The organism is uncultured Campylobacter sp. (assembly GCF_937996225.1).
In the GTDB taxonomy this organism is placed as follows: Bacteria; Campylobacterota; Campylobacteria; order Campylobacterales; family Campylobacteraceae; genus Campylobacter_B.
On sequence record NZ_CALKTC010000022.1, the window covers coordinates 1 to 15,016 of the forward strand.

16 protein-coding genes and 1 tRNA gene are annotated in these 15,016 nt (G+C 47.9%); 11 read left to right on the forward strand and 6 right to left on the reverse strand.

What is annotated here, in order from left to right:
- Positions 1 to 815 (forward strand): cell division protein FtsZ (locus tag Q0174_RS03210; RefSeq protein ID WP_298041664.1); only part of this gene is annotated, 815 nt, incomplete at its 5' end.
- Between the two features lie 74 nt (positions 816 to 889).
- Here the strand turns inward: Q0174_RS03210 and Q0174_RS03215 are convergent.
- Positions 890 to 2,110 (reverse strand): argininosuccinate synthase, encoded by a 1,221-nt coding sequence (locus Q0174_RS03215; RefSeq protein WP_177386989.1) that lies wholly within the window; start codon positions 2,108 to 2,110, stop codon positions 890 to 892.
- An 88-nt stretch (positions 2,111 to 2,198) separates the two neighbouring features.
- Between Q0174_RS03215 and Q0174_RS03220 the strand changes: the two genes are divergently transcribed.
- The 4 genes from Q0174_RS03220 to Q0174_RS03235 all read left to right on the forward strand — a co-directional run bounded on the left by Q0174_RS03220 (position 2,199) and on the right by Q0174_RS03235 (position 5,138).
- A complete protein-coding gene (locus Q0174_RS03220; protein ID WP_297904011.1) occupies positions 2,199 to 2,444 on the forward strand; it encodes an RNA-binding S4 domain-containing protein in 246 nt (81 codons plus the stop codon).
- Positions 2,428 to 2,835 carry a tRNA (adenosine(37)-N6)-threonylcarbamoyltransferase complex ATPase subunit type 1 TsaE gene (gene tsaE, locus Q0174_RS03225; protein WP_005870258.1) on the forward strand — a complete coding sequence of 136 codons (408 nt, stop codon included), beginning with the start codon at positions 2,428 to 2,430 and terminating at the stop codon, positions 2,833 to 2,835. The genes Q0174_RS03220 and tsaE overlap by 17 nt, the downstream gene beginning before the upstream one ends.
- Entirely contained in the window at positions 2,828 to 3,550 is a 723-nt protein-coding gene (lptB, locus tag Q0174_RS03230; protein ID WP_297880066.1) for an LPS export ABC transporter ATP-binding protein, read from the forward strand. Before tsaE ends, lptB begins: the two co-directional genes overlap by 8 nt.
- A gap of 769 nt (positions 3,551 to 4,319) precedes the next feature.
- Complete coding sequence (locus tag Q0174_RS03235; protein ID WP_298041665.1) at positions 4,320 to 5,138, forward strand: ATP-binding protein; 819 nt, start codon at positions 4,320 to 4,322, stop codon at positions 5,136 to 5,138.
- A gap of 634 nt (positions 5,139 to 5,772) precedes the next feature.
- Here Q0174_RS03235 and Q0174_RS03240 read toward each other — a convergent pair.
- From Q0174_RS03240 to Q0174_RS03260, 5 genes are all read right to left on the reverse strand, one after another.
- Entirely contained in the window at positions 5,773 to 6,507 is a 735-nt protein-coding gene (locus Q0174_RS03240) for an arginyltransferase (protein WP_298041666.1), read from the reverse strand.
- Complete coding sequence (locus Q0174_RS03245) at positions 6,500 to 6,784, reverse strand: hypothetical protein (RefSeq protein WP_298041667.1); 285 nt, start codon at positions 6,782 to 6,784, stop codon at positions 6,500 to 6,502. Before Q0174_RS03245 ends, Q0174_RS03240 begins: the two co-directional genes overlap by 8 nt.
- Positions 6,785 to 6,793: 9 nt before the next feature.
- The gene (locus Q0174_RS03250; RefSeq protein ID WP_298041668.1) at positions 6,794 to 8,227 is read right to left on the reverse strand and encodes an acetyl-CoA carboxylase subunit A; all 1,434 of its coding nucleotides are present in this window, start codon (positions 8,225 to 8,227) and stop codon (positions 6,794 to 6,796) included.
- Between the two features lie 115 nt (positions 8,228 to 8,342).
- Positions 8,343 to 8,429, reverse strand: a tRNA-Leu gene (locus Q0174_RS03255).
- Positions 8,430 to 8,499: 70 nt separating this feature from the next.
- Entirely contained in the window at positions 8,500 to 8,796 is a 297-nt protein-coding gene (locus Q0174_RS03260) for an HU family DNA-binding protein (protein WP_291937435.1), read from the reverse strand.
- Positions 8,797 to 9,123: 327 nt separating this feature from the next.
- Between Q0174_RS03260 and Q0174_RS03265 the strand changes: the two genes are divergently transcribed.
- The 6 genes from Q0174_RS03265 (at position 9,124) to Q0174_RS03290 (ending at position 14,818) form a co-directional block, all read left to right on the forward strand.
- Positions 9,124 to 9,801, forward strand: a complete 678-nt coding sequence (locus tag Q0174_RS03265) for a response regulator transcription factor (protein WP_005870247.1) — start codon at positions 9,124 to 9,126, stop codon at positions 9,799 to 9,801.
- 492 nt (positions 9,802 to 10,293) lie between these two features.
- Positions 10,294 to 11,535 carry an ArsS family sensor histidine kinase gene (locus Q0174_RS03270; RefSeq protein WP_298041669.1) on the forward strand — a complete coding sequence of 414 codons (1,242 nt, stop codon included), beginning with the start codon at positions 10,294 to 10,296 and terminating at the stop codon, positions 11,533 to 11,535.
- Positions 11,536 to 11,585: 50 nt separating this feature from the next.
- Positions 11,586 to 11,978, forward strand: a complete 393-nt coding sequence (locus Q0174_RS03275) for a cytochrome C oxidase subunit III (RefSeq protein ID WP_298041670.1) — start codon at positions 11,586 to 11,588, stop codon at positions 11,976 to 11,978.
- Positions 11,975 to 13,246 carry a glutamate-1-semialdehyde 2,1-aminomutase gene (gene hemL, locus Q0174_RS03280; protein WP_298041671.1) on the forward strand — a complete coding sequence of 424 codons (1,272 nt, stop codon included), beginning with the start codon at positions 11,975 to 11,977 and terminating at the stop codon, positions 13,244 to 13,246. The genes Q0174_RS03275 and hemL overlap by 4 nt, the downstream gene beginning before the upstream one ends.
- A gap of 31 nt (positions 13,247 to 13,277) precedes the next feature.
- A complete protein-coding gene (locus Q0174_RS03285) occupies positions 13,278 to 13,577 on the forward strand; it encodes an AtpZ/AtpI family protein (protein ID WP_298041672.1) in 300 nt (99 codons plus the stop codon).
- Between the two features lie 11 nt (positions 13,578 to 13,588).
- Positions 13,589 to 14,818, forward strand: coding sequence for a hypothetical protein (locus Q0174_RS03290; protein WP_298041673.1), 1,230 nt, complete (start codon positions 13,589 to 13,591; stop codon positions 14,816 to 14,818).
- The last annotated feature ends 198 nt before the right edge of the window (positions 14,819 to 15,016 follow it).

Genomic DNA, 15,016 nt, shown 5'->3' on the forward strand with positions numbered 1-15,016 from the left:
CTATTGATACAAATAGTGAAAGTTCTGATTCGAGTCACGCAGAGAAAAAAATATTTTTAGATACTGGTGTTAAGGAATGTAGCAGGGAAAAGGCTGAAAGAGTGGCATTTCAATGTGAAAATCAGTTTCAGGAATTGCTTTTGGGGACAAATATTCTATTTTTAATTTCTGGGCTTGGTGGATCTACTGGAAGTGGAATAATGCCTATTATTCTTGAAGTTGCAAAAAAATTGGGTATTTTTACTATTAGTATTGTTGCTCGTCCATTTTATCTGGAGGGATTTGAAACTCTGAAAATTGCGAATACAGGAATAAAGAAAATTGAAAAACTTACGGATAGTCTAATTATTATTCCAAACGAAAAATTATATAATTATATTGATAGAAAAGAGCCGCTTGAATCTGTTTATAATACGGTAAATTTAATTATAAAGGAAGGGATTGAAGGAATTGTAAATATTTTGACGGAAGTTGGATTTATGAATATTGATTTTTTAGATGTAAAAGCAGTTCTTCATAATGCTAAGAATACGATTATTAGAGTTGGGGAAGGAAAGGGAGATAACGCAGTTGACAAAATAATTGAACAGCTTATGGAAAATAACTTGTTTGAAGGTAAATTGGAAAATGCTAAAAGAGTTTTAGTAAATTTTACAACAGGAACAAGTGTTTCACTTATGGATATTGGAAAAATAACAGAGAAAATTTCAGATATTGTAAAGGATAAAAACGTTAATTTAATATGGGGAGTTGTAATTGATCCAAGTTATGATGAGATTAAGAAGATAAAAACAGTTGTAATATCCAGTGTTTAATTTTTCGATAAATTTTAAAATTTCGTTTTGTGAAATCCGCCTGTGCGCTTTGCCGCTATGAGGCAAAATTTCAGCTAAAGCTTGCGTCCGTTCTTACCCGCGATGATAAATCTTAGCGCGCTTAGCTTGATAAATCCGTCACCGTCCTTTTGATTGAAAACCTTGTCCTCTTCAAACGTCACAAAATCAGTATTAAACAAGCTATCGCTCTTGCTTTCCCTGCCCAGCACGGTCACGTTACCCTTATAAAGCTCAAGCTTAACCTTGCCGTTTACGTGCTCTTGGGATTTATTTATCAGCTCTTGAAGCAGCAAGCGCTCCGGGCTGAACCAAAAGCCGTTGTAGATGAGCTCGGCGTAGCGCGGCATCAGATCGTCTTTTAGATGCGCCGCGCCGCGATCTAGCGTGATGCTCTCGATCGCGCGGTGAGCCTTTAGCATGATCGTGCCACCTGGAGTTTCGTAGCAGCCGCGACTCTTCATACCGACGTAGCGGTTTTCTACAAGATCGAGCCTGCCGATGCCGTTTTTAGCGCCAAGCTCGTTAAGCGCTGCTAGCATCTCGTGCGGCTTAAGCGCTTTGCCATTTAGCTTTACGGGATCGCCGTGTTTGTATTCGATCTCGATGATCTCGCTCTTATCGGGCGCATTTTTAGGGCTTACGGTCCATCGCCACATATCCTCCTCAGGCGCATGAGCGGGATCTTCCAACACCAAGCCCTCGTAGGAGATATGAAGGATATTCGCATCCATTGAATACGGCGATTTGCCGGGCTTTGAAGCGATGTCGATGCCGTTTTTCTTAGCGTAAGCAAGAAGCTTCTCGCGAGAGTTCAGATCCCACAGCCTCCACGGCGCAATCACCTTAATATCGGGATTTAGCGCGTATGCGCCAAGCTCGAAGCGGACTTGATCGTTACCCTTACCGGTAGCGCCGTGGCTTATGGCGTCCGCGCCAGTTTTTTTCGCGATTTCGACTAGCTTTTTAGCGATCAACGGGCGCGCGATCGATGTGCCTAAAAGATACTCGCCCTCATAGACGGCATTTGCACGAAACATCGGGAACACGTAATCGCGCACGAATTCCTCGCGCAGATCCTCTACGAAGATATTTTCCTTTTTGATGCCCAGTTTCACAGCTTTGTTTTTGATAGGCTCCAAATCCTCATTCTGACCGATATCTGCGGTGAAAGTCACCACATCGCAGCCGTAAGTATCGCCGAGCCACTTTAAAATAATACTAGTATCTAGTCCTCCGGAATACGCCAAAACGACCTTTTTTACATCTTTTGCCATCTCAAATCCTTTACGTAAAATTTGGCGAAATTCTACCAAAAATAGTTTAATAGTTGCTTTTAAGGCAAATGTCGCTAAACTCACGCCCATGAGAATCGATAAATTTTTAAACGCAGTAAATATCACTAAGCGGCGTGCCATCAGCGAAGATATGTGTAAAAGCGGCGTCGTAGCCGTAAACGGCGCGGTAGCAAAGCCCGCCAAAGAGCTTAAAATCGGCGACGTTATCACAATAAGCTTTTTGGATAGGAAGCAAAGCTTTAAGGTCCTAGCCTTTCCTAGCGCGAAAAATACGCCCAAAAGCGAGCAAGCAAAGTATGTCCAAGAGCTTTGAACTCATCTGCGGCGAGGATGAAATTTCACGCCTCGTGCAGGCTCTGCCAAAAAGCGGCATAATCTTGCTCATCGGCGATCTTGCTAGCGGCAAAACGACGCTTGCGCGCGCGATCGTGCGGGCGCATGGGTTAGACGAGCACGTGAGCTCGCCTACATTTTCGATCATGCAAAATTACGGACAGATTTATCATTACGACATCTATAACGGCGGCTGCGAGGGGATTTTAAAAAACGGGCTATTTGAAAATTTATTTGAAGAGGGGCTTCATCTGATCGAATGGGCGGATGAAAATTTGATAAATTTACTTAAAAAATATGAACTTGATTTTTGCGTAGTGAGGATCACGCCGCACGCGCAAGGGCGAAAATACGAGGTAAGCTATGCATAAACTGGAAGTCAGGGGTCTTAAAAAAACAATAAAAGGCACACCGATCATCAAGGGCATCTCGCTGGAACTTTACAACGGCGAGATCGTAGGGCTGCTAGGACCCAACGGCGCAGGCAAAACCACGACGTTTTATATGATCTGCGGGCTGATAAGCGCTAGCGGCGGCGATATCTTGCTTAATGAAAATAGCATCGCAAAGGTTCCGCTTCATAAGCGCGCTAAGCTCGGCATCGGCTACCTGCCACAAGAAAGCAGCATCTTTAAGGAGCTCAGCGTTGAGGAAAATTTAATGCTCGCTGCAGAGATTACCTATAAAAATAAAACGGAGGCCTCACGAAAGGTCGATGAGATGCTAAATCTGCTCAACATCGAGCCGATCAGATTGCGCAAAGGCGTGAGCCTAAGCGGCGGCGAGCGCAGGCGCTGCGAGATCGCGCGAAGCCTAATGATAACGCCAAAATTTCTACTTTTGGACGAGCCGTTTGCAGGCGTCGATCCGATCGCCGTTAATGATATCCAAAGCATCGTGCGCGATTTAAGCGATCTTGGCATCGGCGTGCTCATCACCGATCACAATGTCCGCGAAACGCTTGCGATCTGCGACCGCGCCTACGTCATCAAAGACGGCGAGCTGTTCGCCGGCGGCACCGCAAAAGAGATAGCCAACGATCCGAATGTGCGCAAATTCTACCTCGGCGAGGATTTTAGCATCTAAGCTGTCCAGAGCGCTTTGGATTTTCACTTCCCGCTTCGGCGCGCGCGGTTAAATTCTATAATTTAAGTTTTACGATTTAAAATTCAAGTGTACGGCTGCGATTAGTCGTGCACTTGAATTTCGCGTATTAAATTTTTGAAAAGTAGCTAGGTTCGTTTTAAAATTTTTAAATTTCAAAGGGCGTTTTGTGCACTGCAAATTTTAAATAATTTTTGCGGCAGGTTCTCTTTTCGCGACCGAAATTTACACCCGCGGTACATAAAATTTAAATCGCATTTTAATCGCGCTTTGTTTAAATTTGGCCGAATTCTAAAGCGCGAGCCGTTTTATAAACACGGCGCCGCCGTCTGCGCACCAAAATCACGCCCACAATTTGCAAAAAATATCCACTCGTAGAATTAAATTTCAAAACGAACACAGCCGCAAATGAATTACATATGCAACGGTGCTTGAAATTCCGCGCAATGCCGTCTAATTTCACGGCGCAATTCAGCGAGCGGCGGCGTAAACCAAAGCGCGCACAAAACCTACTCGCTTCGGCTTCGACGCATCAAATCAAAAGCGACGCGCGAAGCAAGGCCTTCCGACCCGTTAGAATTTTGCCGATTAAGCCGCCTTGTTTAATTAAAATTACACTTTTATTTGCTCTGCGGGTTTAAATTTCGCTCATCTTAAAGCTCGCTGCGAATTTTAAAATTTTAACCCGGCACTCGTCGCTTCCCTTAAAATTTTAAAATTCTTAAAATTTTGGCGAGATCAAGGAGAAATTATGAAAAAAGTTCTACTTTCGTGCGCCTTGGCGGGCGCGCTTTTTGGCCTAGAGATCGACGGATTTAGCGCACCTAGTGGTTCGCTCATTACCGATGACGCTTTTTATATCGCAAATCGCGGCAGTAGTGAAGATCCACAAGAGCGCGACGGCTTCATCAGCCGTATAGTAAAAAACTCGGGTGTCGTTGAGACAAATTTTATAGACGATCTGGTAAATCCGGGCGGAATGGCGCAGATCGAGGGCGTGCTCTACGTGTGCGATCTGGACGCAATCAGGGGCTTTAGCAAAGGCCAGGAGATTTTCAATCTAAAAATCGAGGGAGCACAGGCCCTAAACGACGTCGTAGCGCTCGGCAGCGAAGTTTTGCTCGCAAGCGATCCCGCGCGTGGGACGATCTGGCGCATCGACCTGCTCTCGCGCACCGCGGATGAGTTTGCGCGCATCGATCCATCACTAGGCAGCCCAAACGGACTTTTGGCTAAAGGCGATAAGCTTCTGATCACTACATTCGATCTTGGTGGAAAGGTTTCGGGGCGCGTGCTAAGCATGGATTTGAAATCTCGCGAAATTTCGATCTTTGCCGATATGAAGGGGGTCTTCTACGGCATAGCGCGCGGAAAAAACGGCGAAATTTTAGTTAGCGATTGGGGTGAGGATCTTTTAAGCGGTAAAATTTGGCGTATCGATGCAAACGGACAGATACGCAAAATAAACCTCGGCGCGATGCAAAGACCTGCGGACATCTCAAGCGACGGCAAGGTTTTATTGATCCCAAAATCGCTGGAAAACAAAGTCGAGCTGATAAATTTGCCGTAACCGGCCGTCTTATTGCGGCTTCGCAGTTTGCTTAAATTTTACAAAATATATGCTGTATCGTGCTTTATAAGCCATCTTTTTGCGCTTCGCCGCTTACGTAGCGGCGTCGGTTGCGACGCTATAGCCGATCGCGATACCGAAATTAGGTCAATGCCGAAGCCGGTCGCAGCGCCAAGGCTAATTACGGCAGCGTAAGAGTTATATTACGAAACCGATCGCCCTTTTTCGCGCACACTCAAGAGTCAAGTACGCTCAAAAGCCGCGTGTGCCGTCTTGCGACACGCAAATGCCTAGCCTGCCGTAAAATTTGCAAATCCATCTGCTCTCCTTTTAAATTTCATCGCCTTAAATTTCATCGCCGCGGATATTTTTGCAGGTCGAGCGGCGCTAAATTTCAGCGCAAAATCTAACGCCCGCCGTGACTCAAAAGCCTTGAAGACTCATAATGCGCGAAATTTCAGCGTGAGATTGGACGCCGAGGCGTGCTTTTAACATACCGAGTTCATATCTGCGCGAGACCGAATTTTGCGCGGCGGTACGATCTCGGCTCCTGCGCGCTGTCGCCGTACGGGTATGCGAAACCCACCCTTCCACGCAGCGCGTTAGGCTATTTCTGAGCATCCGCGCGTGGAACCTACCCCTCTACGTGCCCCTCCCACAAGGCGGGGGCGTCAAGCTCTACGTATGAGTTTAAAATTTCATACGGCTCGTAGCTAAATTTATACGCCAGGCTCGGGCACTGCTCAACCGCGTAGCCCAAATAGATCCATCGTAGCCCCAGATCTTGGGCGAACTCGATCTGTTTTAAAAGCGAAAATTTACCCAGACTTAGATGCGGCAGATACGGATCGTAGTAGCAATACACCGAGCTGATGCCGTCATCCACGATATCGATGAGATCGACGCAGATAAGCCGCCCGTCCTCGCCGTAGTAAGAGATTTCTTTGCCGAAGTCGCCGTGACCCTGGACGTAAATTTCGTCATATCGCTCAAAATCGATCTCTTGCAGAGGCCAGCCCTTTTTTAGATGCATGTAGTCGTGATAGAGCGCGAAAAGCTCCAAACGCGCATCGTTTAAAAGCGGGCGAGATTGCCATACATAGGCGGTCGTGCGATTATTTTTATAGACGCGGCGGTGCGATCTGCTAAATTTAAAATTTAAAGCATCGACGCGCAGGCTTTTACACTCCGCACAGGCTGCGCAAACGGGCTTTTGAAAATACCTACCGAAGCGGCGGTAGCCGTGCTGCACTAAGTTTGAATTATATTCGAAGTCGCAGTCTTTTATGTAGAGATACTCGCTGCGTGCGGCTCTGCCGCCTAGATAGGGGCAGGCAAAATCCAGCGTACAAAATGGAATTTCAATCATTCAGCTTTTTGATATTCGCCGCGTCCACGTATTTTAAAAACTCGTCTTTGAGGCGCTTTTCGCGTGCGGCGATGCTCTCTTTGGCTACGTCGAATTCCCCATCCGAGGCGCCGTCTAAGCCGCCCCCGCTTTGCAAGCTTGAATCATCATCTCTGAAAATATCTTTAAACTCGTCGCGATTTGGATTCCTCTTTTTAGGCTTTTTGGGCACGGAGCTTGCCGCCTTGTCCTTAAGCATATCCTTTTTTATATCTTTTAGGCTATCTAAAAAATCCATAACTCTTTCCTAAATCCGCGCCGATTTGCGCATCGCAGCAGCGATAGCGGCAATCGCTTCGTTTTTATTCGGCTGCATATCGTCCATAGTGTTTTCTAAAATTTTATCTAAATTTTTCTCTACGTAGCTCGTGTCGAAAAAGCCGAGTCGGAACTCGCGCGACTTGCTGATACTGAGCAAAAACGGAATGATAGTACGCACCCCTTCGATGCGAAACTCCTTCAGCGCACGCTCTAGCTTATTAACGGCTAGGTCGTAGTCGGTGGTTTTGATGATGAGCTTGGCTAGAAGCGAGTCGTAAAACGGCGGAATTTTATAACCTTTGTAGATGTGGCTATCGACGCGCACGGAAGGGCCTAGTGCTGGATAATAATCGCTAACGGTGCCTGGAACGGGGGTGAAATTTTTCCAGACGTTTTCGGAGGTAATACGCGCCTCGATCGCGTAGCCGTGCGGTTTGATATCGCTTTGCTCAAGCTCTAAAATTTCGCCGTTTGCGATGCGGATCTGGCGCACGACGAGATCGACGCCCGTGACCTCCTCGGTGATGCCGTGCTCGACCTGGATACGGGTATTCATCTCCATAAAATAGAAGTTGTTGTAGTCATCGAGCAAAAATTCCACCGTACCGACGTTGGTGTAATTCACCGCTTTTGCCGCGGCTACCGCGGTCGTACCCATCGTCTTTCGTAGATGCTCGCTTATCGAGGGACACGGCGCAATCTCGATAATCTTTTGGTGGCGGCGCTGGATCGAGCAATCGCGCTCGCATAAATGAATGATGTTACCGTAATTATCGCCGATGATCTGAAACTCGATGTGGCGCGGCTTGACGACGAGTTTTTCCATAAAAATTTCATCGTTGTTAAAAAATGTTTTCGCCTCTCTAGTGCACGAATCGTAGGCACTCTGCATATCTTTTTCGTCCCATACCTCACGGATACCACGTCCGCCGCCGCCGCCGCTAGCTTTTAAAATCACGGGATAGCCGATCTCGCGCGCATATTTTTTGATCGTATCCATGCTCTCGTGATTTAGCTTTTCGGTGCCGGGTACGATCGGAATGCCGTTTTTGCGCATCAAATAGCGAGCGATGTTTTTGTTGCCCATTTTACGAATAACGTCGGGTTTCGGACCGATAAAGATAATGCCCGCGTCCTCGACCTCTCTTGCAAAGTCAAAATTCTCGCTCAAAAAGCCGTATCCAGGATGTATCGCATCAGCGCCACACTCTTTAGCGACTTCGACGATCTTTTTAGCGTCCAGATAGCCTTTTAGCGCATCAGTGCTTACCTCGTAGGCCTCGTCGGCGATTTTTACGTGCAAACAATCAACGTCAGGTTTGGTGTAGATCGCGACGCTTTTAATATGCAGATCCCTGCAGGCCCTAATGATGCGAACCGCGATCTCGCCGCGATTAGCGATAAGAATTTTACGTATCATAAATAATTGCCTCTTTTAAAGAAATACCGCGGTAATAATAGTATAAAAAATTTTATAGCAAGTTGAAATTTACAAAAGGCGGTTGAAATTAAGGATAAAATTTAAAGAAGATTTATGGTGCCCGAGGTCGGAATCGAACCGACACGAGGTCGCCCTCGCCAGATTTTGAGTCTGGTGCGTCTACCAATTTCACCACTCGGGCATTTTAAAAAGTCTTGATTGTATAAATTTAAAAAAGATAAGCCCCGAAGACGGGGCTTGGAGCAAGAAAATTATTTTTTCTTCTTGCCTTTTGCAGCTGCAACAGCCTCTTTTAGCTGTTTGCCGACTTTAAATTTTACTACTTTAGTAGCAGGAGATTTATAAGTTCTGTTTGTGCCAGGAACTTTACCCTCGCGAGCTGCACGCTCTGCAATACCGAAAGATCCGAAGCCGATGAAGCTTATGTCATCACCTTTTACCAAAAGCTCTTTGATAGCCTCAAGAGCAGAATCTACTACCTTAACGGTATCTTTTTTAGAAAGACCTGCCTTATCGGCAACTACTTGGATAAAATCAGCTTTTTTCATGCTAATCCTTTAAAATAAAGTGGTTTGGGCGGTATTCTACAATAGTTTCGCAAAAAATACAATAGTTTTTTAAGAAAAAAACGCAAAAATCGGCAAAATTTAGCCGAATTTAGCCCAAATTCGTCAATTTTTCAGATTTTGCTTCTTTAATTTTTAAAATTTCACCATATTTTTGGGGCTGATTTTTGAAATTTCACCAGATTTCAAAAAATTTCAAAATTTCTCCCCTCCGCGTTTCATTTTTATAAAATTTCGCCCCAGCCTGACGCTTTAAAATATATAAACTATATTTTGTTATAATCCGCGCAAAATTTCAAAGGCTTTTTTATGACTAAAATTTTAATGATAGAGGACGATTTAGAACTCGCCGAAATTTTAAGCGAATATCTGCAGCAATACGATATCGATATTACCGTCGCGGACGATCCGTTTTTGGGGCTTTCTAAGTTAAATTTAGAAAATTTCAACCTCGTGATTTTAGATCTCACGCTTCCTGGGATGGACGGGCTTGAGGTCTGCAAAGAGATCCGCAAAAACACCGATATACCGATCATAATCTCAAGCGCCCGCCACGATCTGACCGATAAGATCAACGCCTTTGACTTCGGCGCGGACGATTATCTGCCAAAGCCCTATAATCCGCAAGAGCTTTTAGCGCGCATCAAACGCCACATCGAGCGCTACGACATAAACTCCATCCAGCGCGCCGCAAAGCCCAAAAAAGACCTCGAAGTGGACGATTTCCGCCACGTCATCAGCTTCAAAGGACAGCCCCTGTCGCTCACCATCGCCGAATACGACGTGCTTTCGTATCTCATCAAAAAGGAAGGCGGCGCGATCACCCGCGAGGAGCTCATCTACAACTGCAGCTCCATAAGCGAGGAATCCTCGAGCAAAAGCATCGACGTCATCATCGGTCGCATCCGTCTAAAGCTCGGCGAAACGTCCAAGGCACCCAGCTACATTCACGCTATCCGCGGCGTAGGCTATAAGCTGATACAATGAGCGGACTTGCGCCCGGCGGGCGGTGCGATAGAATTTAGCCGCTCGCGGCTCTAAATTTAATAGGCACTCGCGCGGCGAAACTGAAATCGCAAGTCGGTCCACGCGATCTTGCCGTTTAAATTTAAGGCGCCGCAACTGAAGCGTTAAAATTTTACGATAAAATTTTGTAGTTATAAATTTAGCGCGCAGTTAGATGCGCGCGGAATTTTATCGTCGAATTCGGCAAGCAGTTCGGCTCTACGCGCGAGGCTAGTTATAAAAAACAGAGCCCAGGGCAGCGAGAAAAATTTTAAAATTTAAAGCGGCGCGGCTGTTAAATTTAAAAGCGCCCTGCTTTGCGATGAAATTTTAAAATTTACACGCCGTGCCTTTAAGACGCGTTGCAAATTTAAAGCCGAATGAGCCGTAAGCCGGTCCGCGCGCCAAAGCCAAAGTAAGCCCGCGGCTTACAAAGCTTTGAAATTTTAAAAATTTAAGGATCATATAAATTTAATGAAAGTAAGATCGTCGATTTTTTACACCATCACGTTCATCTTCGCGCTCGCTGCCGTGGGCGTTTCGCTCGCTCTGCTCTGGCTTATCGGCTATGATCAGCAAAACTACACCCGTGAACTAAACTCCAAATACTCCATCGTTGCGCGCGCGAACCTATATCAGATGAGCAAGCTCATCAGCGATGTCGAATACGAACGGCAGGTCGCGAATTTCGAGTTTTCGACCATCCGCGATGAAGCTAAGCGCGATGAGATCATCAAAGGCGCCGAAATTTTAGACAGCATCTCCGCAGACATCGGCTCTGCGGACATCCTGCTTTTTAAGCGCAAGCACTACTTAAAAATCACTCACGCAGGCGAGACGCGGCTTTTAAACGACAAGGAGTATCAGCCCTACCGCTACGATATTTTCAAAGCGATCTACGGCGTCATTTTGGTGATCATCCTGCTTGCGTATATCTTTATCATCCGCAAAATTCGCCCCCTTCGCAAGCTCAAACGCCAGATCGATAAATTTGCTAAAGGCGATCTTCAGATCAAGGACGTAAGCGCGGGAAACGACGAAATTTCCGAGGTTTCGCACGCATTTTACGAGGCGGTCACGCAGATAAATAAGCTTAACGAATCGCGCCATCTTTTTTTGCGAAACATAATGCACGAGCTCAAAACCCCCATCACAAAGGGTCGCATCGCTGTCGAGATGATCGAGCACGGCAAAAATCAGGAGCGTCTCATCTCCGTCTTTGAGCGGCTGGAGAGTCTAATCAACGAATTTGCAGCGGTCGAGCGTGCGACTGCGGGCACGGCGCTAGGCGAATGCGGAATTTTTCCCATGGATGAAATTTTAAAAGAAGCGCTTAGTATCGCAATGATTGAGCCCGGCTGCGTCACGCTGCAAAATCCGCTAGACCTAAGCCTAAACGTAGATCTGAAGCTCTTTTGCGTCGCGGTGAAAAATTTAATCGACAACGCCGTCAAATACGCCTCAGACGGTAAAATTTTAATCCGCTTAGACGCCCAAACGATGGACTTCATAACGCTAGGCGAGCCGCTGCAGAAGGACTTTAGCTACTACAAAGAGGCCTTCGTCAAGGGCACCAACGCCAAGCAAAGCTTCGGCCTGGGGCTTTACATCGTCGATAATATCGCCAAGGCGCACGGGCTAAAATTCCTCTACCGCAGGCAAGATGAGCTAAATATCTTTTATTTCGAGGGGATCGAAAAGATAGCTGCGTTATGAAATTTAAGCACATTTTTTATATTATTGCGCCAAAAATTCGAAACGAGAAGATGCGAAATTTCATATTTTTAGCGCTGTTTTTAAACGCGACCATATTTTTTCTACCTCGCGACGCACAAGCCGAGAGCTTCATCACCGACGAAGAATACGGCGCGATGCTGTATAAAAACCCGCGCGGCATCGGCTGCGACAAGTGCCACGGCGAAAAGGGCGAGGGCTCGCTGATCGCGACGTATAAGGAATTTAACCGCACCGCGGGCGCCTACTACGAACGCGCCCTAAACGCGCCGCCGATCAACAATCTATCGCTTCAGGAGCTCGCCGACGGGATCAGCAGCTCGCGCGACGTGATGCCAAGCTACTTTTTGACGCAAAACGAGATCATCATCATCTACAAATATATAAAATCGATAAATCAACCCAAAAAGAAGGAGAAAAAATGAATAATCACGACGAATTTTTAGCGGCACAAAAACTCATCCCCGGCGGCGTCGATTCGCCTGTGCGAGCATTCGGCAACGTAGGCGGCGAGCCTTTCATGGTCGATCGCGGCGAGGGCTCGTACATCTACGACGTCGAGGGCAAAAAATATCTCGACTTCGTACAGAGCTGGGGCCCGCTCATCTTCGGTCACGCCGATGCGGACATCGAACGCGCCGTCGTGCAAACCGCCAAAAAAGGGCTAAGCTTCGGCGCATCCAGCCCGCTTGAGACGCAGCTTGCCTCGCTGGTGCTAAAAAATTTCGATTTCCTAGACAAGATCCGCTTTACCAGCAGCGGCACGGAAGCCACGATGAGCGCGATCCGTCTTGCGCGCGCCTTTAGCGGACGAGATAAAATTTTAAAATTTGAGGGCTGCTACCACGGTCACAGCGACAGCCTGCTCGTCAAAGCGGGCAGCGGCGCGAGCACTTTCGGTAATGCAAGCAGCGCGGGCGTGCCGCAGGACGTCGCAAAAAACACCTACCTAGCTAGATACAATGACATACAAAGCGTAAAGGACGTCCTAGCGCAAAACGACATCGGCACGATCATCATCGAGCCGATTGCGGGAAACATGGGCTTGGTGCCGGCGGATCCCGAATTTTTAACCGAGCTTCGCGCGCTGTGCGATGAGAAAAATATCGTGCTTATAATCGACGAAGTAATGAGCGGCTTTCGTGCTAGCGATCTAGGCAGCTACGGCATCTACGGCGTCCGCGGCGATCTGGTAACCTTCGGCAAGGTCATCGGCGGCGGTATGAGCGTGGCGGCGTTTGCGGGCAAGCGCGAAATTATGGATATGATAAGCCCGCTAGGAGCGGTGTATCAAGCAGGCACGCTAAGCGGAAACCCCGTCGCAATGGCTGCGGGCATCGCCAGTCTAAGTAAAATTTACGCTAGCGGCGGACTTTACGAAAGGCTCGGTGAGCTAGCACGTAGGTTCACGGACGGGCTTTGCGCCATAGCGCAGCACCGTGGCATCGCGCTGCAAACCGCCTGCGTCGGCTCGATGTTCGGTTACTTTTTTGCAGACGAAGAAGTGCACGACTACGATGGCGCCCTGCGGGCAGACACGGCGCGTTTTGCGAAATTCCACGGCGAGATGATTAAGCGCGGCGTATTTTTGGCGCCTAGTCAGTTTGAGACGGGCTTTATCTGCTCCACGATGAACGAAGCGCAGATCGACTTTGCGCTGAACGCCGCGGATGAAGCGATGGCGGCGCTTTAAGGGCTGCGTTTTAAAATTTTACGGATTTTAGATGAGAGTAACGAAAAATTTAAACAAAATCGTAAAGGGCGCCTGCGACATCAGCCTAGGCATCTCGATCGTCGTAGCGATCGGCATCGGCGTAGCGATCGGGCTTGGGCTGCGGCACCTCACGGGCTCGCTGCTTCTGCTCTGGCTTGGCATCGCCATCGGTATCGCGGCGGCATTTTTGAACGTTTACCGTGCGTGTAAGGCGCTAAATTCGAGCTTAAAAGAGCTTGAAAACGATCCGAAATACAAGGCGGATCCGAAAAATTTCGACGACGACGATGAATTGGATGAGCGGGATTGAGTAGGCGGTTTTTGATCATATACTGCGTGCTAAACGCGGCGTTTGTCCTGCTTGGGCTAGCGCTTTGCGGCGCCGGATTTTTCGGCTCGGGCTCTTTCGGCGTACGAGCGCTTGCGTGGCTTCTCAGCTTGGAGGCTGGATTTTTGGGCGCATTCGGCGCGGTATATTTTTCGTTTCGCGCTTACCGAAACAAGATAGAAGATGAGCTAAGAGCCGGTAAATACGATGAAATTTTACGGCAAAGCTCTAAAAATTCCGCAGGTTTCATAAGCAACGAAACTTTCGCCTGCGATACGAACTCCCCAAGCCACGGCGAAAACCGAGGCGGCGCGAGCAGCAGCGATAAAATTTCATACGGCAAAATTTGCGGCGGCGAAATTTTAAAGAACGAGAATTTTAGCGGCGCAAATTCAGGCGTCGAAATTTCAAACGCGCAAAATTCCGAAGACGCCGTAAATTTCACTAGCGGCGCGACGAGCACCAAAAACGGCGATAGCTGCGCCCTGCACAACGAAACCGCCGCCGAGCGTACCGCAAACTCCGCCGATATAAATTTTACTCGCAGTTCAAATTTAGACGCCGAGCGCAGCAGAACCGCCGCTGGCGAATGCGACATAAATTCTACGAAGCCGCTTCTACGATCTCATCGCAGCTTGCCATCAGCTGGCGAATGCGACATAAATTCTACGAAGAGCGACGACAAAACCTCCGCTTACGACGCGATCGCTTTGGGACGCGCCGCCGATAAATTTAATATGAAAGATTGCGCGACTTGTGGCAACTCACACGGCGGCATAAACGACGAAGCTAGCGATAGTTCGCAAGGCGGCACAAGCGGATGTTGCGACGACCTGGGCGACGGCGCAGATCGCAGCAATCATAGCGATGGCACAGATAACGGCAATCGTGGCGGCGATGTAGATAGCAGCGAGTGGAGCGACGGTACGAGCGATTTTGGAAGTGAGATTGGCGGCGCGCGCGACGGATCAAAGGATGATTTCGAAGGCGCGGACGACGGCGCCGATGATTGGGATGATGAGCACGAAAGGGGCGAGGTTCGGAGCAATTTTGCGGGGGCGTTTTTCTCTCCGTTTAAAATTCTATCCTACGCGGCGCTCGTGGCGGCGATCTACCTGCTTGCCAAGCTGTCCTTGCTAAACCCGCTAGCTATTATCTTGGGCGTTGCGATCATTCCTCTGGGCACGATGATTGTTGCTTTCGGCGGCAAAGAGGCGCGCTAAACTCAAACGGCGCGAGCAGGACGCTTTAAATTTTAAAATTTAGCGTCAGCGGGATTGAGCGCAGATCGGCGCAGGATAAAATCGCGACGACTCCTGCTATCACGAGCTGCGCCACGGACACCGCGCGTTTCGGCACGCACTCGGGCGCGCTAAATTTATAAAATTTGCGCCGCGCATCTTTGAACTTCTGCGTAAATT